Here is a 23,598-nt window from a genome sequence, read left to right on the forward strand (position 1 = left end):
CTCCGGGTATGCTCGCGTATAAACAAAGGTTGGGCAGTCGCGTGAGCCTGTTGGATTCATACCGAATGAGATTGCGGCGCAAGCGCCGCCTGTTGCGTTGCGTTCGCAAACGGCGCGAATTAGAAGCGGTTTCCGACAAAACCAACGCCATTCAACCCGGTGACATCCTGTTGATGAGCGTGGTGCGAAACGAAAAAATCCGCCTGCCCTATTTTCTGGAATATTACCGAAAACTTGGCGTTGATCGCTTTTTGTTTGTGGACAACAACAGCGACGACGGCACACGCGAGTTTCTGAGTAGTCAGCCGGACGTATCGGTCTGGCAGTCCAACGGCAGCTATAAGCGGGCCACATATGGCACTGATTGGTCGAACTATCTGCTGCGCAAATACGCCGATGGGCACTGGGTTCTGACGGTCGATCCGGATGAGTTCTTCATCTATCCGTTCTGCGACACGCGGCCCATTCGTGCCCTGACCGACTGGCTTGATGGCTGTGCCGTCCGCAGTTTCGGCACCATGCTGATCGACATGTACCCGCAGGGCCCGGTAGATGCCGAACCCTATCGTGAGGGGCAAGACCCCTTCGAGATTGCCCGTTGGTTCGATGCCGGGAATTATGTGATCAGCAAAAACCCTGAATACGGGAATCTCTGGATACAGGGTGGGCCGCGCGCCCGTGTCTTTTTCCGCCAGGCTCCGGAAAAGGCGCCTGCGTTGAACAAGATACCGCTGGTCAAGTGGGACCGTCGATATGTCTATGTCAGTTCGACCCATTCGCTGCTGCCACGCGGGCTGAACCAAGTCTATGACGATTGGGGCGGCGAAAAAACCAGCGGGGCGTTGCTGCATGCCAAGCTGATCAACACCCTGGGTGACAAGGCACATGAAGAGATGGAGCGGCGTCAGCACTATCGCGGGTCCGGCGAATATCGCGCCTATGCCGAAGGGCTGAACGACCGTCCGGTGTTTTGGTGCGACCGGTCCGAGGCTTATATCAACTGGCGACAGCTTGAGATTCTTGGCCTCATGTCGAAAGGGAACTGGGCATGAGCAGCCTTGGCGTCATCATGCTGGTGCATGCCGCGCTTCCAAGGGCGCAACAGGTCGCGCGCCATTGGGCGGCATCCGGCTGCCCGGTGGTGATCCATGTCGACCTCAAGGTAGCGGAGACTGTTTTTGATGGCTTTGTAGCCTCCTGTGCGGACGAACCTCTGATCCGGTTCTCGGAGCGCCACACCTGCAACTGGGGCGGTTGGGGCATTGTTGCAGCCTCGCAATCAGCGGCTGAACTGATGCTGAAGGCCTTTCCCGATGTACACCATATCTTTCTGGCCTCGGGCGCCTGCCTGCCGCTACGGCCCGTCGATGAACTGGTCACATATCTAGCGGAACGGCCCCGTGTCGACTTTATCGAAAGCGCGACAACAGCTGATGTAAGCTGGACGATTGGCGGACTGGATCAGGAACGATTTACGCTGAGATTTCCGTTCTCGTGGCGTAAACAGCGCAAATTGTTCGACGCTTACGTAAAGCTACAGCGGACCATCGGAATCCGACGGTCGATACCCGAAGGTCTGGTGCCACATATGGGCAGTCAATGGTGGTGCCTGACCCGTCAAACGCTGTCGGCCATTCTGCAAGATCCCAAACGCAAAACATATGACCGCTATTTCCGGCGCGTCTGGATTCCCGACGAAAGCTATTTTCAGACCCTAACCCGGCTTTATTCAACACATATCGAAAGTCGCTCTCTGACGCTGTCCAAATTCGATTATCAAGGTCGCCCGCATATCTTTTATGACGATCATCTACAGTTATTGCGACGGTCGGACTGTTTTGTAGCACGCAAGATCTGGCCCCAGGCCAATCGGCTTTATCAGGCGTTTCTGACCAACCAGGCACAGGCGATGAAGCCTACTGAACCCAACCCGGGCAAGATCGACCGGTTGTTCTCGAAAGCGGTCGAGCGCAGGACTCGAGGCCGGGATGGCCTGTATATGCAAAGCCGCTTTCCCCGCCACGGCAGCGAAAACGGACTGACGTCGTTCCCCTATTCGGTATTCCAAGGGTTTACCGAACTGTTCGCAGATTTCGAGCCCTGGCTGTCGGAAGCCACCGGAACAAAGGTCCACGGTCACCTCTTCGGTCCCGAACGTGCGGAATTCGCCGGCGGGGCGCCTCTGGTCAACGGCGCACTAAGCGATTGTGCCAGCCTGCGGGACTATAATCCTACGGCGTTTTTGTCGAACCTGATCTGGAATACTCGGGGCGAGAAGCAGTGCTTTCAATTTGGCCCCACGGATACGCAGGACATCAACTGGTTTCTGGCGCGCGACAGAAATGCGCAGATTTCCGTTGTCACAGGCGCCTGGGCCATTCCCCTGTTCCGTTCGAATGGAAATTTCGCGGATATCCGAAACGAAGCCGCCCGCCTGCAACAAATCGAGACCAAACAGCTTGAGGTTTTAACTTCGGTCTGGACCAAGGCCAAAGTGCGCACCTGGTCGCTGGCCGAGTTTGTGGAATCTCCGATGGAGCCTCTGCAATCCATTCTGGAAGAAACCGGATGCCAGAACCCCAGCCACCTGACCCAAGCCCCTACGATGGTCGACCTGTCCGGGTTCGGGAAGTTCCTGCAAAACCTAAAGAACCAGGGTATGCACCCTTATCTTATGGGAGATTTTCCAGCCGATGACATTTTTGGCCGGCAACTCAGGCCTTATCGAAAACCATATCTGGTGCAATAGCGTTTCATGTCATCCAAATTCGACTATTTCGTAATACTTGCCGCCATGCGGACCGGATCGAACCTGCTTGAGGCAAATCTGAACGCATTGGAAGGTGTCTCCAGCCATGGTGAGGCCTTCAATCCTCATTTCATTGGCAGGCTAAAGGGGGACAGCCTGCTGGGCGTCACTCTCGAAGAACGCGACAATGACCCTAAAACCCTGCTGAACGCCATCCGATCAGCTGACGGTGAAATGAACGGGTTTCGCTTTTTCCAGGGCCACGATCCGCGTGTGTTAGAGCCTGTTTTGGATGACCCGAGTTGCGCCAAGATCATTCTGACGCGCAACCCTCTAGACAGCTATATCTCATTGAAGATCGCGCGCGAGACCAAGCAATGGCAGCTGAAAAACGTCAAGCGGCGGCGCACCGAGCAGATCGCCTTCAACCCTCGTGAGTTCGAAACCTATCTGGACCAGCAACAGGCCTTTCAACTGACTTTGCTGCATCATCTTCAGGCCAGCGGGCAAACCGCCTTTTTCATCGCTTACGACGATCTGAACCGGCTCGACAGCCTGAACGGCCTGGCGGCCTGGCTTGGGGTATCGGGCCGGTTGACCACGATCGACGACACGCTCAAACCCCAGAACCCTGAGCCGGCCTTGTCCAAGGTGACAAACCCTGATGAGACCGAACAGGCCTTGTCGCGCATCGACAGTTTCAGCCTGCACAGAACTCCGAATTTTGAACCCCGGCGTGGCGCGGCCGTTGCGACCTATGTCGCCACGCCGAAAACCCCGTTAATGTATCTGCCCGTGCGGAGCGGCATCGAAGGGGTTGTGAAGCAATGGATGGCTGCGCTTGATTCAATCAGTGCGGATGATCTGATCACTGATCAAAACCGCAAAAAGACCCGCCAGTGGTTACAGAATCATCCGGGGCATCGCAAATTCACCGTGGTGCGGCACCCGCTGGTACGCGCACATTCGGCCTTTTGTTCCTATATCCTCAGCACCGAGCCCGGCGCCTATCTGAAAATCCGCAATATGCTGCGCAACCGGTTCAAGCTTCCGATCCCCGGACAGTTACGCGCTGAAAACTACCCCATCGAGCAGCATTATGAGGCATTCTCGGCTTTTCTGACCTTCCTGCGGCAAAACCTGGCGGGACAAACCCCTGTGCGCGTTGACGGCGTTTGGTGCAGTCAGGCGCAGGTGTTGGAGGGCGTAGTCGGTTTTGCCCTGCCGGATCTAATCCTGCGCGAGGAAGAAATTGCAACTGCCCTGCCGGATCTGGCGCGGCCGCTGGGTCATGACAGCCCGCCCGCGCCCGGCAATACCAGACCAGATATCCCGTTTTCCCTGAGCGATATCTATGACACCAAACTTGAGGCGCTGGCGGCCGAAACCTACCAGCGCGACTATATGCAATTCGGGTTTGACGTCTGGAAGCCGGCTACGGGCGCAGCGTAATCACTGTGCCGCGATTCACCATCGCATAGATCTCTTCGATCTCTTCATTCTTGACAGCGATGCACCCTGCCGTCCAATCCGATTGCTTCTTGGCACGCTTTTTCTCGGACCGGGTTTTCGGCTCGCCGTGGATGAAAATGTCACCGCCCGGATCAACGCCCGCAGCCTTGGCCTCTGCGATATCCTTCGAATCCGGATAGGAAATCCCCAGCGACAGGTGATAGCGGCTTTTGGGATTGCGCCGGTCGATCAGATAGGTGCCCTCTGGCGTGCGGCCGTCGCCGCGTTTTGTTTTGGTGCCATTGGGGGCAAAGCCAAGATCGACCTTATATTCCTTGAGGACATGTTCATTGTGCAGAAGATAAAGCTTCCGCGCGCTTTTGTTGATGACCATAGAGGTCACCTCGGGGCCATCATAGGCCAGAAATCTGGGGTTGGCCGAGGCGCAGGCCGAAAGACCCAGCGTAGCCACAGCACCCATTCCAAATGCTCGACGATCCATGTTTAATGCCTGCTTCTGCTTTTTTTAGTGATTATGCCAGAAATCCAGAAAACTGAAATCACTTTTTGCTGTTCGACTGCTCAAGCAAACGGCGTTCGATGGATTCCAGCCTTTCCAGCACCTCATCACGATAGGCATCGGTTTTCACCTCATCCTCGGCGTGATGGGCATCCTGCATTGAATTCACGATCAGACCGACCAACAGGTTCACCACGGCAAATGTCGTAACCATGATGAAAGGCACAAAGAATACCCACGCATAGGGATAAACCTCCATCACCGGGCGCACGATGCCCATCGACCAGCTTTCCAGCGTCATGATCTGGAACAACGTATAAGCCGACAGGCCCAAATCGCCGAACCAGTCCGGGAATGTGCCCGAGAACAGCTTGGTCGAAATTACCGCGCCGATGTAAAACAGGATCGCCATCAGCAGGAAAACGCTGGCCATGCCCGGCAAGGCCGAGATGAAACCCTCGACCACCCGGCGCAGCCGTGGTGCGACCGAGATCACCCGCAAGACCCGCAGGATCCGCAAGGCCCGCAGCACCGAAAGACCGCCAGCGCTTGGGATCAGAGCGATGCCAACAACGATGAAGTCAAACAGGTTCCAGCCATTGGTAAAGAACCGCCGCCCCGTTGCGACCAGCTTCATCGCAATCTCGGCCACGAAAATCGTTAGGCAGAGGCTGTCCAACACCACGATCAAAGGGCCCGCGGCCTCCATCAGCGTCGGTGAGGTTTCCATGCCGAGCAGGATGGCGTTGAAGATGATGACACCAGTGATGAACCGACCGAAGGTCGGGTTTTCAGTGATATCATGCAGGCGCTGGGCAAGCCCCATTCTGAAACTCTCCTGTTTGGTCATGATGCGGGGTTCAGTGCAAACCGCGCGGCAAGTTCCGTGTGTGACGACCATCGAAATTGGTCAACCACCTGTACCCATTCAAGGGTATAGCCTGCGTTAATCAGATTTTTTGCGTCCCGCGCGAAGGTGACCGGATTGCATGAGACATAGGCGATCACTGCCGGTTGCGCCTGCGCCAGCTCGGCCACCTGCGCCTCAGCCCCGGCGCGGGGCGGGTCCAGGACAACCGCGTCAAAGTTCTTCAGCTCATCAGGCATCAATGGGCGGCGGTACAGGTCGCGCGCCTCGGTCGTGACCCGTTTCAGACCTTGCGCGCGACGCCAGCCTTGATCCAGAGCGGTGGTCATCAGGGCCTCACCCTCAACCGCGTGTACTTCGGCGTCCTCGGCCAGTGGCAATGAGAATGTCCCGCAACCCGCAAACAGGTCCACAACCCGCTTGGCGCCCTTGGTTGCCTGCAGAACTGCCTGTAATAGAGCCTGTTCTCCGTCCTTCGTGGCCTGCAGGAATGCCCCCGGAGGCGGCACGACAGCCGCCACGCCAAATCGCTGAACCGGGGCGTGGCGCGAGGCGATCACCTCGCCATCCCAGCTGAGCCGCGCAAGCCCATGTGCCTCGGTCGCCTGTGCCAGGACCAGTTCCAACGGACCGTCCAGCGGTTTGCCGCCTTTGACGGCGACATCCAAACCGCCCTCGGAAAGGGTCAACGTAACGGCCAACGCCCCCTTTCGGCTACCGCCCAAAGGGGCAAGCGCCTCGGCCACGGGAACAGCTGCAATCAGGGCCGGATCAAGCAGATGACAATCAGAGATTTCGGTGATCGTGTCCGAGGCGCGGCCATGAAACCCAGCCATAGTGCCTTTTTTTGTCCGCCGAACCGCAATCGTGGCCCGCCGCCGCGAGCGTTCGGGCGAGGTGTGAATGGGCCGCATCGGGGCATCGAGCCCCTGCGCGGCCAGCGCGTTGCGCACGACCTCTACCTTCCAGTCCGCAACGAAATCATCTGCGGCATGCTGTAGCTGACATCCGCCGCAGGCTTTGTAGTGCCGGCACGGTGCTTTGACCCGCTGGTCCGAGGGGGTCTCGACCCGTATGTCGCTCAGCACTTGACCAACCAATGTCCCGCTGACCACCTCCCCCGGCAAGGTGCGGGGGGCGTAGATCGGTCCGTCGGCGATGCCGTCGCCCTGATGACCAAGGCGTAAAATGCTGTAATGCTGCGTCATGAGGGCCTGATAGCTGGGCTTTACCCACAACAAAACCCTTATTCGGCGGCGGCGGCCTGAATAAACCCGCCCGATTGGCGATCCCAGAACCGGGCATAAAGCCCGCCTTGTTCCAGCAAGTCGTCATGGCTTCCCATTTCAACGATCTGCCCTTGATCCAGAACGACGATCCGGTCCATCTCGCTTAGCGTCGACAGCCGATGTGCAATCGCCAATACCGTTTTGCCCTGCATCACCCGATGCAACGCGGTCTGAATGGAGGCTTCGACCTCGGAATCCAAGGCCGAGGTCGCCTCATCCAGCACCAGAATCGGCGCGTTTTTCAGGATGGCGCGTGCAAGCGCAATCCGCTGCCGCTGACCGCCGCTCAGCTTGACGCCGCGCTCGCCCAGATGCGCATCATAGCCCTTGCGGCCATGGGCATCCCGCAGGCCAAGGATAAACTCATGCGCCTCGGCATTTTGCGCAGCCGCGATCATATCGTCTTCTGAGGCGTCGGGGCGGCCATACAAGATATTCTCGCGCGCCGAGCGGTTGAACATCGCCGTTTCCTGCGTGACCATCCCGATCTGACTGCGCAAACTGTCCTGCGTCACCTGTGACACATCCTGCCCATCAATCCGAATTGCGCCGTTTTCCCCTTCATAGAGCCTGAGTAGAAGCGAAACGAGCGTGGATTTCCCCGCACCGGATGCGCCCACGATGCCCAGCTTTTCGCCGGGATGAGCGGTCATGTGCACGTCGGTCACGCCGCCGATGTCACCGCCATAGGCAAAGCTGACATGGTCAAACTCGATCTGACCTTCTGGCACGCTCAGCCTAGCTGCCCCTGCCGCATCCTCGACCCGGTCGCGCTTGGCGAGCGTCTTCATGCCATTCTCGATCTCGCCGACATTGGCATAAAGCCCCATCAGGGTGAAACTGACCCAGCCGGTCATCTGCGAAATCCGCACGGACATCGCGCCCGCGGCGACGATATCACCGGCGCTGGCCATCCCAGACCGCCACAGCAGCAAGGTCACCCCCAGCAACAGCACGGGCAACACCCCAGCCAGAACCATCAGTATGAACCTAAAACTGGCGGAGAGCTTGCCAAAGGCCAGCATCTTTTCGCGCAGATCGACCATCGAGTTTCGGGCCGCCTGATCCTCGAACTCGGAATGTGCGAACAGCTTGACGGTTTTGATATTGGTGATCGTGTCGACCACCTGCCCCGACACCATCGCCCGCGCCCCGGCCCGCGCCGCTGAGCGTGCCCGGATGCGTGGCAAATACCAGCGGATCAGCAGGAAATACACCGCCAACCAGGCGGCGAAGGGCAGCATGACCAGCAGATGAATAGACCCTAACAAAAGCAAAGTCCCTGCCAGAGACGCCAGCGCAAAAACCATTGCGCTTATCGTCTCGGACACGACCGAGGCCATCGCGTTCGAAGTTTGCATCTGTTTCTGAGCGATCCGCCCGGCAAAATCGTCGTCGAAATAGGTCACAGACTGACCCAAAGTCCACCGGTTCAGCTTGGCCAGAACCAGGGGCGGGATATTGGGCATGACAATATAGTTGTTGGAAAAGGCCGAAAGACCAAACAGCGCCGGTCGCAGCAGCATGAAAAATGCGGCGACCCCTCCAATTATCCAAAGATTGCCCGCCGTCAGAACCCCATCCGGCCCGCTTTCGTTTGCCATGTCGATCACCAGACCCAGCATCCAGGCGGTTCCGGCCTCCATCGCCCCGGCCGAGGCCGAAAACACGGAGGCGACAAGGATCATCGGCCAAGCTCCGGACAGGCACCAGCGAATGAACGCCCCCAGCCTTTGCGGCGGGGGCGTTTCGGTGGGTTTGAACGGATCTATGAGATCGGCAAGTTTCACTCAGCTGCCTCCGTGTTCAGGAAGCCCCCAGATTGCCGTGCCCAGAACTGGGCGTAAAGCCCGCCCTGTGACAGCAATTCGGAATGGGTGCCCTGCTCGACGATCCGGCCGCCATCCATCACCAGGATGCGATCCATTTGGGCAATGGTGCTGAGGCGGTGGGCAATCGCGATCACGGATTTGCCCTGCATCATGCCATAGAGCGTTTCCTGAATGGACGCTTCAACCTCGGAATCCAGCGCGGAGGTCGCCTCATCCAGCAACAGGATCGGCGCGTCCTTCAGGATCACCCGCGCCAGCGTCACCCGCTGCCGCTGACCACCTGACAACTTCACGCCCCGCTCGCCCACATGCGCATCATAGCCGGTACGCCCCTTCGGGTCCTGCAGGTCAAGGATGAACTCATGCGCCTCGGCCTGTTTGGCCGCGGCAATCATCTGCTCTTCGGAAGCCTCGGGGCGGCCATAGAGGATATTGTCGCGCACCGAGCGGTGCAGCAACGCGCTGTCCTGTTGCACCATACCGATATGGATGCGCAAGCTGTCCTGAGTGACCCGAGCAATGTCCTGATCGTCGATCAAAATGGCCCCCTGCTCCACATCGTAGAACCGAAGTAGGAGCTTAACTAGGGTCGATTTCCCAGCCCCCGACCGTCCGATCAGACCGATCTTTTCGCCCGGCTCGATGGTCAGGTTGATATGATCCAGCCCGCCGGTCTTGCGACCGTAATGATGCGACAGGTTACGAATCTCGATCTTGCCATTGGACAGATGCAGGGGCTTGGCCTGCGGCGCATCCAACAGGTCGATCGGTTGAGCGATCGTCTCCATGCCTTCGGCAACGACACCAAGCTGGCGGAAAAAACTGGTCAGCGCCCACATGATCCATCCGGTCATCGCGTTCAGGCGCAGGGTCAGGGCTGTGGCCGCCGCGACCACACCGACCGTAGCACTGCCCTGCATCCACAGAGCAATCGCCCAGCCAACCACACCAACGATCAGCAACCCGTTCAATGCAACCAGAACCGCATCCATGATGGTGAAAATCCGCATCTCAGCCTGAAAGGTACGGCGGGTTTCCTCGATCGCTTCGCGCGCATAATCCAGTTCCTGTGCCCCATGGGCAAACATCTTTACGGAATGGATATTGGTATAGCTGTCCACAACCCGGCCCGTTACGGCCGAGCGCGCGTCTGAGGCCGCCTTCGAAGCCGGCCCCACCCGCTGCACCGTCCAATGCACCAGAAACCCATACAGCACGAGCCAGATCAACAACGGCAACAGCATCCGGGCATCAGCCGTCATCAACAAAATGGCTGCGCCGATCAGGTATGCCAGCGAGAAGGAAATCGCATCAAACACCTGAAACACGGCCTCACCCGCAGCGGGCGGCGTCTGCATGATCCGGTTGGCAATGCGGCCTGCAAAATCATTCTCGAACCAGCCCACCGATTGCCGCAACACGTGCTTATGCGCGCGCCAACGGATCAAAGTGCCAAAATTCGGCAGGATCGTGTTGTTCAGCAACAGCACGTCAACGACATGCAGCATGGGTCGCAGCAGCAGCACAAAAAGCGCCACCAGGATCAGTTCCGTACTATGGGTCTGCCAAACTTCGTCCGGCGGGGCGGACAGCAAGTCAACAACGCGACCCATATAATAGATCAGACCGACCTCAACCGCGGCCACCACGACCGAAATCAATCCGGCCCAGAAGAACACCCGCATAAAAGGGCGGGAATAGTTCAACATAAAGGGCCACAGCCGTGTCGGCGGCGTGTCGGTTTCTTCGTAGTCGACAAAAGGGTCGACGAGATTTTCGAAATAGCGAAACATAGAGAGTGCTCCGATTGAGCAGATAACAAGTCATGCGAAAAAAGATGGCGCCAGAACACCACCCCTACGGGTCAAGTGTTATGGCTTTAGCCGAACCAGATCCCGTAATACATTCGCATCCCTCCATTCATGTTACAGGCGCAAGAAAACACAAACGATCCGGCTTGTCATCCCCTTTTGAGACTTCAATTTACTCGACCAGCAACTCGGAGCGCGTCAGGGTGAAACCCGAGGCGATCCAGCGCGCCTCAAGCTCGGCCAGTTTCTTGCCCAGCGCCGGGCCGGTAAAGTCAGGGATCAGGTCAGCGGCCCGCACGGGAAAATCCGCTGCTGCCCCGTCCCGGAGCGCTTGCCGCTTATCCTCGGACCAGGGCTGTTCCAACAAAGCACAACGCAGCAGAACTTCGTGCAGGCCGTCCTCTTCGCCATAACGGAACCCAAGCTCGGCAGTGCCCGCGGTTCCCGCGGCCTCATCCCGCATCCGTGTCAGGCGTTGCGTCTGGGCCTTGCTCAGACGCAGGGTCTGGGCAATCTCGGGCGTGGCGATGGAGGAAAGCCGCCGGACCGGCTCGGGCTTTGCACCAGCCTGTTGTTCCAAGGCGATCAGCGGGGCAAGTGATCGATCCTCAACACCCGGCAATATCTGTGCCAGAACGCCCGTGCTGCGCATGGCAGCGACCGAAGGCGCAGGGTCAGGCGCGGTCAGCAATTTCATAAACTCGGCCCCAACCCGTTCGCGCGACAGGCCTGCCAATCCGTCCAGATTGGTTGCGATGGCCGACAGGGCTTCGAGATCAAACCCGGCTTCGGCATCCCCATACCAGGCGTGGAACCGAAAATAGCGCAAAGAGCGCAGATAGTCTTCGCGGATGCGATGCTGGGCGTTGCCTATGAACCGAACCTTTCGGGCCTTTAGATCGGGCAGTCCGTTCAGCGGGTCCAAAAGCGTCCCATCCGGGCGGGCATACAGCGCGTTCATGGTGAAATCGCGCCGGCCGGCATCTTCATCAACATTGTCCGAGAATGCCACAACAGCCCGACGGCCATCGGTTTCGACATCTCGCCGGAAGGTCGTGATCTCATGCGGGATGCTTTGGCTGACAACGGTTATCGTGCCATGCTCGATCCCAGTTGGAATGGCCTTCAACCCCGCCGCCCGCATCAAATCCAGTACCTGCTGGGGCGGAGCGTCCGTGGCAATATCCAGATCCGAGACCGGCGCCCCCAAAAGCGCGTTGCGGACGCAACCGCCGACGAAAAGCGCCTGAAAACCGGCATCGATCAAAACGGCGCAGACTGTCTGGGTTGCCGGATTTGTAACCCAGCTTTCTGATAGCTTCATCATTCACTCACCCGCGCAGCCAAGCCCCGCAACATCCGGGCCGTAGCCCCCCAGATGTAATAAGGGCCATAGGGCACGGTGAAATAATACCGCCGCTGGCCCCGCCAGCGACGCGACTCAACGATATAATTCGCAGGGTTTAGAACATGCGCAAGTGGGACTGAAAAAACTTCGTCAACTTCACCCGGCTCAGGAATTGGGTCGAACCCGTCTCGTAGGATCGCGACAACCGGGGTTACGACAAAAGACGTCACGGTTTCATGGGTAGGCAAATGCCCGAGAATTTCAGGCATATCCGAGGAAAGGCCAATCTCTTCCTGTGCTTCCCGCAGGGCGGTTGCGGTTACATCCGGATCAGTCTCATCCTGTTTTCCGCCGGGAAAGGCGATCTGGCCGGGATGGTGTTTCAGCGCCGATGAGCGCTTGGTCAAAAGCAGGCGCGGGGCCTCATTCGTCACAAGAATCGGAACCAGAACCCCGGCTGGACGCAGCTTGCGCCCCGCTGGCAAAACCGCATCAGGGTTCAGATCGAAATCACTGGACCCGTTGCCGGGGTGGCTCAAGGCCGCCCGCAGCAGTTCTGTTGGATCAGGCCTCACCGGCATCGAAGCCAACGGTGACGGGGTCCAATACATAATGGGCACCACAGAACTGACAATCGGCGGTGACCTGGCCCTCGGGGGTTGTCATCTTTTCTATGTCGCGCGCCGAATAGATCGACAGGCTTTGGCGCACGCGCTCTTCCGAGCAGGTGCAGCCGAACTGAACCGATTGCGCATCATAAACCCGTGGCTGTTCCTCATGAAACAGCCGGATCAACAGGTCGGTTGGCGCAATCGAAGGGCCGATCAGTTCAAGGTCATCAACAGTATCCAGAAGGATGTTGACGCGCCCCCAATTTTCACCTTCTTCACCGTCAACCAGATCATCCGCCGACAGAATCTGACCGTCACCCTCTGCATTGGCTACAAATGGTGACGCTTTGGGCATGTGCTGCAGCATGATGCCGCCTGCGCGCCAGTGCTCACCGACGCCAGGTTCAGTTGATTTGCCGAAACTCAGTGAAAACCGCGTCGGCAACTGTTCGGACTGTGCGAAATACGCCTCAGCGCATGCGCTGAGAGAGCCGCCAGCCAGCGGTGTGATCCCCTGGTAAGGCTGCGTGCCCTCGCCCTGGTCAATCATGATGGCGAAATAGCCTTCACCCACCTGATCAAACGGTGTGGAATCGGTCAGGCGGTCCGGGTCAAAACTGGCATAGGCGCGGATGCGGGCCAGTTCGCCCTCGGCCTGCGGAGCGTAGTAATCGGTTGCGATCATCCGAACGGCGCCTTTGGACTGAACCTGAAGCGACAGCTTCCAGCGCAGCGAGACGGTCTGGCCGATCAGAGCAGTCAGCAAGGCCATCTCGGCCACCAAAGCCTCGACCTTTTCGGGATAGTCGTGCTGTTTCAGAATGCCGTCCAACACTCCGTCCAGCCGCGCCACACGTCCGCGCATATCCGGTATATCAAGTTGAAAGGGCAGGACGGTGTCGTCCCACGCGATTTTTGTTCCAAGAGACATGGGGTTTCCTTAAACGCCACAGATTGGCATACCGCCAGCATATAGGTCGAAGATTTCGGGTTGTAAGGGGCCATACATGATCAGACGGTTCGGTGAAACCCCACAAGCGGGGCGCAAATACACACGACGTGTGGGTGTATACGCATTGTTGCCTCGAGGACGACATCTGTTGCTGACCTGCCAGACCGAGCCCGGCCCTGATCTGCAGTTGCCGGGTGGCGGTATTGACCCGGGCGAATCGCCCATCACCGCCCTGCATCGCGAAGTCTTTGAAGAAACCGGCTGGTTGATTACCAGCCCGCGGCGGGTCGGCGCCTTTCGCCGTTTCACATACATGCCCGAATATGACCTGTGGGCCGAAAAGGTCTGTTTGATATATCGAGCCCGCCCTGTGCGCCGCATAGGTCCACCTTCAGAGCCATTCCACGAAGCCCTTTGGCTGGACAGTGCGGATGCCGCGCAGATGCTGGGCAACAGCGGCGACCGACATTTCGCTTCGGGACACCTGATGGGGCTTTAAGGCCCGCTGTATTCAAAGAAAACCGCAGATACGTCATCATCCATACCCTGGTCCGGATCCATGGCCTGTGTCAGCCGCCAGAACATATCGTCCAGAAATTCGGGCCCGCTGAGATCGATGGCACAATCCGTCACCATTCTGCACAGCCCCTCTTCTTCCAGCAGGGATCCATCCGCCATCCGGCATTCCGTGAACCCGTCTGAATATAGCAACAGCTTGTCACCGGGCTTCATGTAGGTATCGGTTCGCTGAAACGTGACATCCGGCAACAGTCCGATGGGCAAACCACCTTGCCCCAGATACTCGGTCCCACCATCCTGTCGCAACAACAGCGGATGCGGATGCCCTGCTTGCACCATCTTGAGATGTCCGTTTCGCAGGTCGATAATGGCATAGACCATGGTAAAATACTCTTCGACGCCAGCATCGGCCATAAGGCGGGAATTGAGCATCTCTGCCACCTGATCAGGTGGTAGCAATGCGTAAAATTTATCGAACCGCTTTTCCATCGCCACGTTCTGATCGAAATGTTTGCTGGACAGATACCCGCCCAGCCGTGCTGTCATCATCGCCGAGGTGATGCCGTGGCCGGACACATCGATGCTGTAAAACCCCACACGGTTGACCCCCGGTGAAAACATTCCCACCAGATCGCCACCGATATGCCCACAAGGTTTCAGCAACATGCTGATACGCGACCTACCGAAATCACGCGTGAGTTCGGGGACCAGAGATTCCTGTATCTTACGCGCCTGAATCAGGTCTTTGTCGATCGCATCATGGACTACTTTCAGTTCTTCGAGCGCGGTCTCGATCATACGGTTCTTATCAGACAGCTCACGCTGCATATCCAATATCCGCGCGCCCGCAGATATACGCGCCCGCAATTCATCGGCCTCAAGAGGTTTGATCAGAAAATCATCCGCCCCGGCATCCAGTCCGCGCGCAACCTCCTGCTTTTCGCTTTTTGAAGTCAGAAGGATGAAATAGCTGTATTCGTCATTCTCCAGCGCCCGAAATGCCTGACAGAATTCCAACCCGCTCATCCCCGGCATGACCCAGTCGCTCAGGACCAGATCGGGGGACATGGCCGCACAGATTTCGATGGCAGCCTCTCCGCTGTCGGCCTCGAGCACTTCAAAGCCCCATTTCTTCAGCGAGGCCACAAGGATGCGACGTTGCAGACGACTGTCATCAACGACCAGCACCTTGCGAATCGCACCAAAATCCAGCTCTGCCTTTGTTTCTGCCTGACTGACCTCTGCCACCTGACCCTCAGCTCTGCCACATAATGCGGAACGGGACGACCCTAGCGCACGGCTGTTTAACATCCTGTGAAGGTCGTAAATGCATCCATCTTAACCACGGATTTACCAACGGCCTGTAGTGATAATCGGGTCGTTATCTTTAGGGAAAGGATGGCCATGATCGACTGGTCCAGGGTCAGACAGCTGCGGGACGAGGTCGGCGCCGATGAGTTTGACGAGGTCGTGGAAATCTTTCTCGATGAGGTGCAAGAAGGCTTGGAGCATTTGCAGGTCGATGATGATCGGTCTGACTTCGAACAGAATCTACACTCCTTGAAGGGCAGCGCGCTTAGTCTGGGATTCAGGACATTGGCCAGGCTCTGCCAGGATGCTGAGCGTCATTCGGCACAGGGTCAGGCCGCAACCGTCGATATCGCCGAGATAGTCGGCACATTTCAGACCTCTGCAACTGAGTTTCAAGCAGGATTGAACGAGCTCTGAGCGGCGCCGTACAGGCAGCAAGCAGGTAACTAGCGATGGGTGACAACCCGGCCCTGTATATTGTCTGTTTCAGGCGCAGTTGATCTATCACTGCGACAGACAACATTGCAGTCTGGTCATTTGCTCAGATCACAAACTGGGCGAGGGTCTCGTCCTCGGTGATATCCGTAAAAGTGAACCCGGCCTCATCCAGATGCGCGAACAGACGGGCAAAGTTTTCGGGCTTGCGGGTTTCGATACCAATCAGAACCGAGCCGAAGTTACGTGCCGATTTCTTCATGTATTCAAACCGCGCAATGTCATCCTCGGGGCCAAGGATGTTCAGGAACTCTTTCAATGCGCCAGGGCGCTGTGGCAGGCGCAGGATGAAGTATTTCTTCACCCCCAGATAGCGCTGCGCGCGTTCCTTGACCTCGGGCAGACGTTCGAAATCGAAGTTGCCGCCAGAGGTTACGCAGACAACGGTTTTCCCTCGGATAAAACTCTGAATATCGCTCAGCGCCTCAATCGCGAGGGCCCCGGCGGGTTCCAGAACGATGCCCTCGACATTCAGCATCTCGATCATGGTTGTGCAGATGCGGTCTTCGGACAGGACCAGAGCATCCGACAGATGACGGGATTTCAGCAATTCGAACGGTTTTTCACCGATCCGGCCAACTGCAGCACCGTCAACGAAATTGTCCACCTGATCCAATGCCACCGGATGTCCCGCTGCCATTGCCGCGTGCAGACAGGCACCGCCTTTGGGTTCCACAAACAGGCAATGGGTCCGATCGCCAAACCACGTAGCCACGCCCGCAGACATACCGCCACCGCCTACTGGCAAAAGGATGTGGTCCGGCAACCCACCCAACTGCGCTTCGATCTCAACCGCAAGCGAGGCTTGCCCCTCGATCACATCAACATCGTCAAAGGGCGACAGAAAATGGCCGCCCTGTTCGGTGCACCACGCCTGCGCGGCGGCCAACGTGTCATCGAAATAGTCGCCGGTCAGATGAATCTCGATATTGTCGCCGCCGAAGATACGAGTTTTCTGGATTTTCTGCTGCGGCGTCGTCACGGGCATGAAGATCACACCCTTCACATCCATGTGCTTGCACATAAAGGCCACGCCCTGCGCATGATTTCCCGCGCTGGCGCAGACAAACAGGTTCTGCCCCTGCTGTTTGCGCATGGCGTTGAACGCACCGCGGATCTTGTAGGACCGCACCGGGCTGAGGTCCTCACGTTTCAGCCAGATATCGGCCCCGAAACGATCAGACAGATGGGCATTGCGCTGCAAAGGCGTCACCGGAAACACAGAGCGCATCGCCTGTTCGGCAGCGCGGGCGCGGGTCATGAAATCACTCATGCCGGTTTCCCTGCCCCATCATCGCTGAAAGAGCAAGGAATACATATGTGTACGAGTTCAGGTCAGCTGGCGCTTTTCAACGAACACGCCGTACATGGTGGTCAAGATACTGACATTGATCAGCGGCAAAACCAGAACCCCAAAGAACAGTGAGAGCAAAACACCCAGAACCGGGATGAAAGCGAGCGCTGTAAAGACCAACTGGACCACGACCTGGAACACAAAGCTTACAAGCAAAAGAACGATGATCGCACCACCCGCACCGGCGGTGTTGTTCCAAGCTTGCCCAAGCGTCAACGGTTGCCCAATCGCTGCTGCGGGCAGGATTATGGACAAACGGTAGAAGCAGATGATGAGGAAGACGACAATGACAATGACAAACACAACTGACAATGCTCCACCGCCCAGCGCTGAAAGTACCGCGCCCGCCGGCAGGAACGCGATAGCCATCAGGATACCCAACAGAAGAACCCGCCCGAAATAGGCCAGAATTCTATCGAACCGGAAGGTTGGGAATATACCTCTTGGATATTCTTCAAGCAGGACAAAGCGGTGCCACGACACCACAATCCAGAACATCGTCACAAATATCACGGCCATAAAGCCCACCAGAAAGCCAATCACCGATCCGCTCGAAACGCCTGCAGGCAACTCTCCGGTGGTTGTATTGAGTTGATCCAGCGGAACGTCCAATACAAAAAACAGGGCGAAAATCACCGCTGTCGCAACCAAAGATGGCCCGAAGGTAATCTGCAAAACCTGTTTGAGATTCCCAAAAACCATCCGCACCGAATGTGCAAAAATCTTCCAACCCAACATCTGAAATCTATCCCTTCAACCAATCCTTGTTTTCTTTCCTTCTGTTTCACCCCAAATCCCGACCTGCGTCAACGCAGATAACTTGCCCCCGCGTTCAAAACCCGCTAGGGGCCAGTCGTTCTACGCATAAAGGGAAGTCAGATGTCCGCGCCCAAGAAAGTTGTTCTGGCCTATTCCGGTGGCCTTGATACCTCGATCATCCTGAAATGGCTGCAGACCGAGTATGGTTGTGAGGTCGTAACCTTCACCGCCGATCTGGGTCAGGGCGAGGAGTTGGAGCCCGCCCGCAAGAAGGCCGAGCTGCTGGGGATCAAGCCCGAAAACATCTATATTGAGGACATCCGCGAGGAATTCGTCCGCGATTTCGTCTTTCCGATGTTCCGCGCGAATGCGCAGTATGAGGGCCTGTACCTGCTGGGCACCTCGATTGCGCGACCGTTGATCTCGAAACGTCTGGTCGAGATTGCCGAGGCGACCGGAGCGGATGCCGTATCTCATGGCGCGACCGGTAAGGGCAACGATCAGGTGCGGTTCGAACTGGCCGCTTACGCGCTGAACCCTGACATCAAGGTGATTGCCCCGTGGCGCGAGTGGGACTTGTCCAGCCGCACCAAGCTGCTGGAATTTGCCGAGGCCAACCAGATTCCGATCGCCAAGGACAAGCGGGGTGAGGCACCGTTCTCGGTTGATGCCAACCTGCTGCACACCTCATCCGAGGGCAAGGTTCTGGAAGACCCCGCCGATATGGCGCCCGATTACGTCTATCAGCGCACCGTTCACCCCGAGGACGCGCCGAATAAACCAGAATTCATCGAGATCGGGTTCGAAAAAGGTGACGCGGTCAGCATCAATGGCGAGGCGATGAGCCCGGCCACCATCCTGACCAAGCTGAACGAATATGGCGGCAAGCACGGCATTGGGCGTCTCGATCTGGTCGAAGGTCGCTTTGTTGGCATGAAATCGCGCGGTATCTATGAAACACCCGGCGGCACAATCCTGTTGGAAGCACACCGTGGCATCGAATCCATCACCATGGATCGGGGCGCGATGCATTTGAAGGACCAGCTGATGCCTCAATATGCAGAGCTGATCTATAACGGCTTCTGGTACTCGCCCGAGCGCGAGATGCTGCAGGCCGCGATCGACAAATCTCAGGATCATGTCACCGGCACCGTGCGCGTGAAGCTGTACAAAGGTCTGGCATCGACCGTTGGCCGCTGGTCGGAACACTCGCTGTATTCCGAGGCGCACGTGACCTTCGAAGAGGATGCTGGTGCCTACGATCAGAAAGACGCTGCGGGATTCATCCAACTGAACGCCCTACGCCTGAAACTGCTGGCAGCACGCGACAAACGGCTGTCAAAGTAAGACAGCTGAGATTTTGACCTGAAGACCCGGCAGCCCCTCAGGATGCCGGGTTTTTTATGCGCCCATTTTTGCCACCTCCCGTCAGGTCACTCTTGCTCCACCGCAGGATATGTCTTTACCCAAGTCACAACACTGAAAGGAGGGGGCATGTTGCAGGATATCGCAGAAGGTATTCAGAGCGGTCTGAATGGCAAAAACTTCGATGGGTCGTTGAAATTCGATTGCGGTGATGCCGGTGTGATTGTTCTGGCCGACAATCAGGCGACGACGCAGGATCGGGACACTGATTGCACCATTCGTATCTCACAAGAGAACCTAACCAAGCTGCTGACCGGCAAGCTGAACCCGATGACCGGTATTGCCATGGGCAAGCTCAAGATCTCAGGCAATATGGGTGTGGCGATGAAACTGGGGCAGTTGCTGGGCTGAGGCGATAAACTCGTCTCACCAGCGCGTGAGAACAGATGTCAGCGCGTTGCGCCTGAAGTTTTCCCAAGGCAGTCTGATCATGGAAGGAGACCCACCATGATCCGAACCACATATCTTGATGCAGTCAAGCCATGGCTTTTATTCGCGTTGATCCTCATCGTCGCAATGCTGCGCGCCGCCCCTGCACCCGCTGCCGGGACCGAAACGCTGACTGTGGCCGGGGGATGTTTCTGGTGCGTTGAATCCGATTTCGAATCCGTGCCAGGGGTGATTCATGCGGTCTCGGGCTATACCGGCGGCGCAACCGCCGACCCAACCTATGGCGAGGTGTCCAAAGGCGGCACAGGCCATTACGAGGCGGTTCAGATTACCTTTGACCCAGCCCGTGTTTCCCGTGAAACCCTGCTGAACCTGTTTTTCCGCTCGGTCGACCCTACGGATGCGGGCGGACAGTTCTGCGACCGTGGAGAGAGTTACCGCACAGCGATTTTCGTCTCTAACACAGGCGAAAAGGCGTTGGCCGAGGCTGCAAAATCCAAAGCGCAGAACGTCCTGCGTCAAACGATTGTCACCCCGATCCTGCAACAGGACCGGTTTTACCCGGCCGAAGCCTATCATCAGGATTACTATAAGGGCGAAAAACTGGTCTTTACGCGGTTTGGTCCCAAACGCCAGCACAACGCCTATAAGGCCTATCGCAAAGCCTGCGGTCGCGACGCCCGCGTCAAACAGCTGTGGGGCAGTGACGCGCCCTTTGCCGGGTCTTAATCAAAGCGCGCTTCGCGCACCTCTTTCAGATCAGGAATGACATCCGCCGTACCGTGCCGTGTCACCATCAACGCGGCAGCCCGGTTTGCCTGCAATATGGCCTGCTCCATCGGCATGCCACGATCCATTCCTGCCAGAACGTAACCTGTGAACGTATCGCCCGCACCAGTTGTGTCCACCGCCTGAACCTTGTAAGCCAAAAAATCCGAGGTCGTCCCCTTATGATGATATCGCGCGCCCTTTGATCCGAGGGTCACAATGACATGCTCTATCCCCAACTCGGACAGGCCCTGTCCGGTTGCCTGCCGCAGCTGCTCGGCCTCGACCTCATTTAGGATCAGGAAATCCAGATACGGAAGAACCGCCCGCACTGCATCGGCTTGAAAAGGGGCCGCCGCGTAACAGACAGTCAGCCCCATTTCGCGGCCCAATTTTGCGGCTTCGACCTGCAAGTTGGTTTCGTTTTGCGTCACAATCAGATCACCCTGATCCGCCGATGACAGCGCCTGGCCTAGTTGATCTGACGTAATTGCATGATTTGCGCCTTGAAACAGGATGATGTTGTTTTCACCCTCGGCGTCTACGGCGATAATGGCATGCCCGGTAGGATCTGAAACCTCGGCAATCCAACGGGTATCGACGCCATATTCGGTCAGCCTGTCACGCGCCCAGCGCCCGTCGGGCCCTATGGCCCCAATATGCGCCACCCGCGCGCCGGCCCGCGCGCCGGCGACGGACATATTCGCGCCCTTGCCGCCCAGAAACCGATCCAAACGGTTGGCCGAAAGCGTCTCACCCGCGCCCGGCAGGTGTGGCACATCATAAATCATGTCTGCGTTGATCGATCCTAGATTCCAGATTGTCATGGCTTAACCAATATCGCAGGAGGCCAGAATGGCCATGTTCAGAATGTCATTGGCCGTCGATATGGTCGAACAGATCTGAATCGGCTTGTCGATGCCCGACAAGATCGGGCCGATCACCGTGGCCCCACCCATTTCCTGCATCAACTTGGTCGAGATCGAGGCCGAATGCCGTGCTGGGACAATCAGGATATTCGCCGGTCCGGTCAGGCGCTGGAACGGATAGTTTGCCTGCTGGTCGACATTCAGCGCCACGTCCACCGTCATTTCACCTTCGTATTCGAAATCTACGCCACGCTGATCCAGAACGGCAGGAGCGCGGTGCATCTTTTCGGCCCGCTCCGACACCGGGTAGCCAAACGTCGAAAAGCTGACAAAGGCAACGCGCGGCTCCAGCCCCATATGGCGGGCAACGGCTGCTGAGCGCTCGGCGATATTGGCCAGATCGTTTTCGTCCGGCCATTCATGGACTAGAGTGTCGCCGATCAGCACGATCCGCCCCTTGTGCAACAGCGCCGTCACACCGGCCGCGCCACGGGCCGCATCTGCATCGAACACATGGTTGATCCGATCCAGCACATGCGCCGATTTACGCGTCGCGCCCGAGACCAAACCGTCGCCATGCCCATGTGCCAGCATCAGCGATGAAAACACATGCCGGTCGCGCGCGGCAAGTCGATGAATATCCTTTCGATCAAAGCCTTTACGCTGCAGGCGATCGTACAAAAAATCAGAATAGGTATCGAGATGCGCAGTGTTGGCGGCATTCACGACCTCCAGCTCACGCACAGCATCGCCCAGCCCGGCCTCTTCCAGCTTTTGCTTGACGTCATCCGGGCGGCCTACGACCAGCGCCTTACCAAAGCCCGAGCGTTGATACATCACCGCAGCCCGCAGCACACGCGGATCGTCGCCCTCGGCAAAGATCATTCGGCTTTGCGCCTGACGGGCCCGCGCGTTCAGGCCGCGCAGAATGCTGGCGGTCGGATCCATGCGGGATTTCAGGCTCAGCTCATACGCGTCCATGTCGATAATCGGGCGCCGCGCCGCGCCGGTATCCATCCCGGCCCGCGCAACGGCGGGCGGAATGCGGTGAATCAGGCGCGGATCGAAAGGTGTCGGGATAATATAATCGCGCCCAAAGGTCAGCGACTTACCATAGGCCATCGCGACCTCATCAGGGACATCTTCGCGCGCGAGGTTGGCCAGGGCGTGGGCACAGGCAATTTTCATCTCGTCATTGATGGCGCGGGCGTGGATATCCAGCGCACCGCGGAACAGGTAGGGAAAGCCCAACACGTTGTTGACCTGGTTCGGATAATCGCTGCGCCCTGTGGCGACGATGGCATCAACGCGCACTTCGTGGGCCTCTTCCGGCGTAATTTCCGGATCGGGGTTTGCCATCGCAAAAATCACCGGGTTATCGGCCATGCTGGCGACCATATCCTGCGTCACAGCCCCTTTGACCGACACGCCCAGAAAGACGTCTGCGCCTTTCATGGCGTCTTCCAGCGTACGCAGATCCGTGGTGATCGCATGTGCCGATTTCCACTGGTTCATGCCCTCGGTCCGGCCCTGATAGATCACGCCTTTGGTGTCACACACGATGCAGTTCTCATGCCGCGCGCCCATCGACTTGAGCAGTTCGATACACGCTATCCCAGCAGCCCCGGCACCGTTCAGAACAATCTTCACATCTTCGATCTTCTTGCCCGAGATACGCAGCGCATTCAGCAGGCCCGCCGCACAGATCACCGCCGTGCCATGCTGATCATCGTGGAAGACGGGGATATCCATTTCTTCCTTCAGGCGCTGTTCGATGATGAAACACTCGGGCGCCTTGATGTCTTCCAGATTGATGCCACCAAAGGTTGGCCCCATCAGTCGCACGGCGCGGCAGAACTCATCCGGGTCTTCGGTGTCCAGCTCGATATCGATCGAGTTTACGTCAGCGAAACGCTTGAACAGGACTGACTTGCCCTCCATCACCGGTTTTGAGCCCAGCGCGCCCAGATTACCAAGACCCAAAACCGCCGTCCCATTCGAAATCACGGCGACCAGATTTCCCTTGTTGGTATAGTCATAGGCCGTTTCTGGATTTTCCGCGATTGCTTCACATGGAACAGCCACGCCGGGGCTGTAGGCCAGCGACAGGTCGCGCTGCGTCGTCATGGGAACGGTGGCTTGTACCTCCCACTTGCCAGGAGTTGGGTCCAGGTGAAAGGCCAGCGCCTCTTCGTTGGTGATCTTCGCTTTGGGCATTTGATACGTCGTTTCTCTGCAACTACGGGGCTTCTGCCTCATAGCGCAGGCACGCGCGC

At 57.6% G+C, this 23,598-nt stretch carries 21 protein-coding genes; 8 read left to right on the forward strand and 13 right to left on the reverse strand.

What is annotated here, in order from left to right; translation table 11 throughout:
• Window positions 1-65 precede the first annotated feature (65 nt).
• The 3 genes from FN806_RS11850 to FN806_RS11860 are packed head-to-tail and all read left to right on the forward strand — an operon-like array spanning window position 66 to window position 4,201.
• Entirely contained in the window at window positions 66-1,052 is a 987-nt protein-coding gene (locus FN806_RS11850) for a glycosyltransferase family 2 protein (RefSeq protein WP_142637363.1), read from the forward strand.
• Window positions 1,049-2,749: a DUF5927 domain-containing protein gene (locus tag FN806_RS11855; protein ID WP_142637365.1), complete on the forward strand. Its 1,701-nt coding sequence runs from the start codon at window positions 1,049-1,051 to the stop codon at window positions 2,747-2,749. The genes FN806_RS11850 and FN806_RS11855 overlap by 4 nt, the downstream gene beginning before the upstream one ends.
• Window positions 2,750-2,755: 6 nt before the next feature.
• Window positions 2,756-4,201 carry a sulfotransferase domain-containing protein gene (locus FN806_RS11860; RefSeq protein ID WP_142637367.1) on the forward strand — a complete coding sequence of 482 codons (1,446 nt, stop codon included), beginning with the start codon at window positions 2,756-2,758 and terminating at the stop codon, window positions 4,199-4,201.
• Here the strand turns inward: FN806_RS11860 and FN806_RS11865 are convergent.
• The 8 genes from FN806_RS11865 to hslO all read right to left on the reverse strand — a co-directional run bounded on the left by FN806_RS11865 (window position 4,185) and on the right by hslO (window position 13,411).
• Window positions 4,185-4,703: a L,D-transpeptidase family protein gene (locus FN806_RS11865; RefSeq protein WP_142637369.1), complete on the reverse strand. Its 519-nt coding sequence runs from the start codon at window positions 4,701-4,703 to the stop codon at window positions 4,185-4,187. The genes FN806_RS11860 and FN806_RS11865 overlap by 17 nt on opposite strands.
• A 58-nt stretch (window positions 4,704-4,761) precedes the next feature.
• A complete protein-coding gene (locus tag FN806_RS11870; RefSeq protein WP_142637599.1) occupies window positions 4,762-5,547 on the reverse strand; it encodes an ion transporter in 786 nt (261 codons plus the stop codon).
• A gap of 20 nt (window positions 5,548-5,567) precedes the next feature.
• Window positions 5,568-6,797 (reverse strand): class I SAM-dependent RNA methyltransferase, encoded by a 1,230-nt coding sequence (locus FN806_RS11875; protein ID WP_142637371.1) that lies wholly within the window; start codon window positions 6,795-6,797, stop codon window positions 5,568-5,570.
• A 38-nt stretch (window positions 6,798-6,835) separates the two neighbouring features.
• On the reverse strand, window positions 6,836-8,668 hold the full coding sequence (locus tag FN806_RS11880; protein WP_142637373.1) for an ABC transporter ATP-binding protein: 1,833 nt from the start codon (window positions 8,666-8,668) through the stop codon (window positions 6,836-6,838).
• A complete protein-coding gene (locus FN806_RS11885) occupies window positions 8,665-10,503 on the reverse strand; it encodes an ABC transporter ATP-binding protein (protein ID WP_142637375.1) in 1,839 nt (612 codons plus the stop codon). Before FN806_RS11885 ends, FN806_RS11880 begins: the two co-directional genes overlap by 4 nt.
• 190 nt (window positions 10,504-10,693) lie before the next feature.
• Entirely contained in the window at window positions 10,694-11,845 is a 1,152-nt protein-coding gene (locus FN806_RS11890) for a CCA tRNA nucleotidyltransferase (protein ID WP_185956698.1), read from the reverse strand.
• Window positions 11,845-12,450, reverse strand: a complete 606-nt coding sequence (locus FN806_RS11895; protein ID WP_142637601.1) for a CoA pyrophosphatase — start codon at window positions 12,448-12,450, stop codon at window positions 11,845-11,847. The genes FN806_RS11890 and FN806_RS11895 overlap by 1 nt, the downstream gene beginning before the upstream one ends.
• On the reverse strand, window positions 12,434-13,411 hold the full coding sequence (gene hslO, locus FN806_RS11900) for an Hsp33 family molecular chaperone HslO (RefSeq protein WP_142637378.1): 978 nt from the start codon (window positions 13,409-13,411) through the stop codon (window positions 12,434-12,436). Before hslO ends, FN806_RS11895 begins: the two co-directional genes overlap by 17 nt.
• A 76-nt stretch (window positions 13,412-13,487) precedes the next feature.
• On the opposite strand from hslO, the gene FN806_RS11905 reads away from it, so the two are divergent.
• Entirely contained in the window at window positions 13,488-13,931 is a 444-nt protein-coding gene (locus FN806_RS11905) for an NUDIX hydrolase (protein WP_142637380.1), read from the forward strand.
• On the opposite strand, the gene FN806_RS11910 is transcribed toward FN806_RS11905, so the two are convergent.
• Complete coding sequence (locus tag FN806_RS11910) at window positions 13,928-15,199, reverse strand: PP2C family protein-serine/threonine phosphatase (protein ID WP_246097238.1); 1,272 nt, start codon at window positions 15,197-15,199, stop codon at window positions 13,928-13,930. The genes FN806_RS11905 and FN806_RS11910 overlap by 4 nt on opposite strands.
• Window positions 15,200-15,355: 156 nt before the next feature.
• On the opposite strand from FN806_RS11910, the gene FN806_RS11915 reads away from it, so the two are divergent.
• Entirely contained in the window at window positions 15,356-15,679 is a 324-nt protein-coding gene (locus FN806_RS11915; protein WP_142637384.1) for an Hpt domain-containing protein, read from the forward strand.
• A gap of 124 nt (window positions 15,680-15,803) precedes the next feature.
• On the opposite strand, the gene ilvA is transcribed toward FN806_RS11915, so the two are convergent.
• Window positions 15,804-17,030 (reverse strand): threonine ammonia-lyase IlvA, encoded by a 1,227-nt coding sequence (ilvA, locus tag FN806_RS11920; RefSeq protein ID WP_142637386.1) that lies wholly within the window; start codon window positions 17,028-17,030, stop codon window positions 15,804-15,806.
• 57 nt (window positions 17,031-17,087) lie between these two features.
• The gene (locus FN806_RS11925) at window positions 17,088-17,849 is read right to left on the reverse strand and encodes a hypothetical protein (protein ID WP_142637388.1); all 762 of its coding nucleotides are present in this window, start codon (window positions 17,847-17,849) and stop codon (window positions 17,088-17,090) included.
• A 141-nt stretch (window positions 17,850-17,990) separates the two neighbouring features.
• Here FN806_RS11925 and FN806_RS11930 point away from each other — a divergent pair, with 141 nt between their 5' ends.
• The 3 genes from FN806_RS11930 (at window position 17,991) to msrA (ending at window position 20,414) form a co-directional block, all read left to right on the forward strand.
• Window positions 17,991-19,217, forward strand: a complete 1,227-nt coding sequence (locus FN806_RS11930) for an argininosuccinate synthase (protein WP_142637390.1) — start codon at window positions 17,991-17,993, stop codon at window positions 19,215-19,217.
• 147 nt (window positions 19,218-19,364) lie between these two features.
• Complete coding sequence (locus FN806_RS11935) at window positions 19,365-19,646, forward strand: SCP2 sterol-binding domain-containing protein (RefSeq protein ID WP_142637392.1); 282 nt, start codon at window positions 19,365-19,367, stop codon at window positions 19,644-19,646.
• Between the two features lie 96 nt (window positions 19,647-19,742).
• Window positions 19,743-20,414 carry a peptide-methionine (S)-S-oxide reductase MsrA gene (msrA, locus tag FN806_RS11940; protein ID WP_142637394.1) on the forward strand — a complete coding sequence of 224 codons (672 nt, stop codon included), beginning with the start codon at window positions 19,743-19,745 and terminating at the stop codon, window positions 20,412-20,414.
• Here the strand turns inward: msrA and FN806_RS11945 are convergent.
• Together FN806_RS11945 and FN806_RS11950 are read right to left on the reverse strand one after the other, a co-directional pair.
• Window positions 20,411-21,280 (reverse strand): ribokinase, encoded by an 870-nt coding sequence (locus FN806_RS11945; protein WP_142637396.1) that lies wholly within the window; start codon window positions 21,278-21,280, stop codon window positions 20,411-20,413. The two genes, msrA and FN806_RS11945, sit on opposite strands and share 4 nt — an antisense overlap.
• A 3-nt stretch (window positions 21,281-21,283) precedes the next feature.
• The gene (locus FN806_RS11950; protein WP_142637398.1) at window positions 21,284-23,539 is read right to left on the reverse strand and encodes an NADP-dependent malic enzyme; all 2,256 of its coding nucleotides are present in this window, start codon (window positions 23,537-23,539) and stop codon (window positions 21,284-21,286) included.
• Between the last annotated feature and the right edge of the window lie 59 nt (window positions 23,540-23,598).

Origin of the sequence: Ruegeria faecimaris (assembly GCF_900182615.1) — a bacterium.
Classification (GTDB): domain Bacteria; phylum Pseudomonadota; class Alphaproteobacteria; order Rhodobacterales; family Rhodobacteraceae; genus Ruegeria; species Ruegeria faecimaris.

Bases quoted from the DNA above. Each gene is read 5' to 3' on its own strand.
- FN806_RS11850 (WP_142637363.1), top strand. From the start codon at position 66: ATGAGATTGCGGCGCAAGCGCCGCCTGTTGCGTTGCGTTCGCAAACGG.
- FN806_RS11855 (WP_142637365.1), top strand. From the start codon at position 1,049: ATGAGCAGCCTTGGCGTCATCATGCTGGTGCATGCCGCGCTTCCAAGG.
- FN806_RS11860 (WP_142637367.1), top strand. From the start codon at position 2,756: ATGTCATCCAAATTCGACTATTTCGTAATACTTGCCGCCATGCGGACC.
- FN806_RS11865 (WP_142637369.1), bottom strand. From the start codon at position 4,703: ATGGATCGTCGAGCATTTGGAATGGGTGCTGTGGCTACGCTGGGTCTT.
- FN806_RS11870 (WP_142637599.1), bottom strand. From the start codon at position 5,547: ATGGGGCTTGCCCAGCGCCTGCATGATATCACTGAAAACCCGACCTTC.
- FN806_RS11875 (WP_142637371.1), bottom strand. From the start codon at position 6,797: ATGACGCAGCATTACAGCATTTTACGCCTTGGTCATCAGGGCGACGGC.
- FN806_RS11885 (WP_142637375.1), bottom strand. From the start codon at position 10,503: ATGTTTCGCTATTTCGAAAATCTCGTCGACCCTTTTGTCGACTACGAA.
- FN806_RS11890 (WP_185956698.1), bottom strand. From the start codon at position 11,845: ATGAAGCTATCAGAAAGCTGGGTTACAAATCCGGCAACCCAGACAGTC.
- FN806_RS11895 (WP_142637601.1), bottom strand. From the start codon at position 12,450: ATGCCGGTGAGGCCTGATCCAACAGAACTGCTGCGGGCGGCCTTGAGC.
- hslO (WP_142637378.1), bottom strand. From the start codon at position 13,411: ATGTCTCTTGGAACAAAAATCGCGTGGGACGACACCGTCCTGCCCTTT.
- FN806_RS11905 (WP_142637380.1), top strand. From the start codon at position 13,488: ATGATCAGACGGTTCGGTGAAACCCCACAAGCGGGGCGCAAATACACA.
- FN806_RS11915 (WP_142637384.1), top strand. From the start codon at position 15,356: ATGATCGACTGGTCCAGGGTCAGACAGCTGCGGGACGAGGTCGGCGCC.
- ilvA (WP_142637386.1), bottom strand. From the start codon at position 17,030: ATGAGTGATTTCATGACCCGCGCCCGCGCTGCCGAACAGGCGATGCGC.
- FN806_RS11925 (WP_142637388.1), bottom strand. From the start codon at position 17,849: ATGTTGGGTTGGAAGATTTTTGCACATTCGGTGCGGATGGTTTTTGGG.
- FN806_RS11930 (WP_142637390.1), top strand. From the start codon at position 17,991: ATGTCCGCGCCCAAGAAAGTTGTTCTGGCCTATTCCGGTGGCCTTGAT.
- FN806_RS11935 (WP_142637392.1), top strand. From the start codon at position 19,365: ATGTTGCAGGATATCGCAGAAGGTATTCAGAGCGGTCTGAATGGCAAA.
- msrA (WP_142637394.1), top strand. From the start codon at position 19,743: ATGATCCGAACCACATATCTTGATGCAGTCAAGCCATGGCTTTTATTC.
- FN806_RS11945 (WP_142637396.1), bottom strand. From the start codon at position 21,280: ATGACAATCTGGAATCTAGGATCGATCAACGCAGACATGATTTATGAT.
- FN806_RS11950 (WP_142637398.1), bottom strand. From the start codon at position 23,539: ATGCCCAAAGCGAAGATCACCAACGAAGAGGCGCTGGCCTTTCACCTG.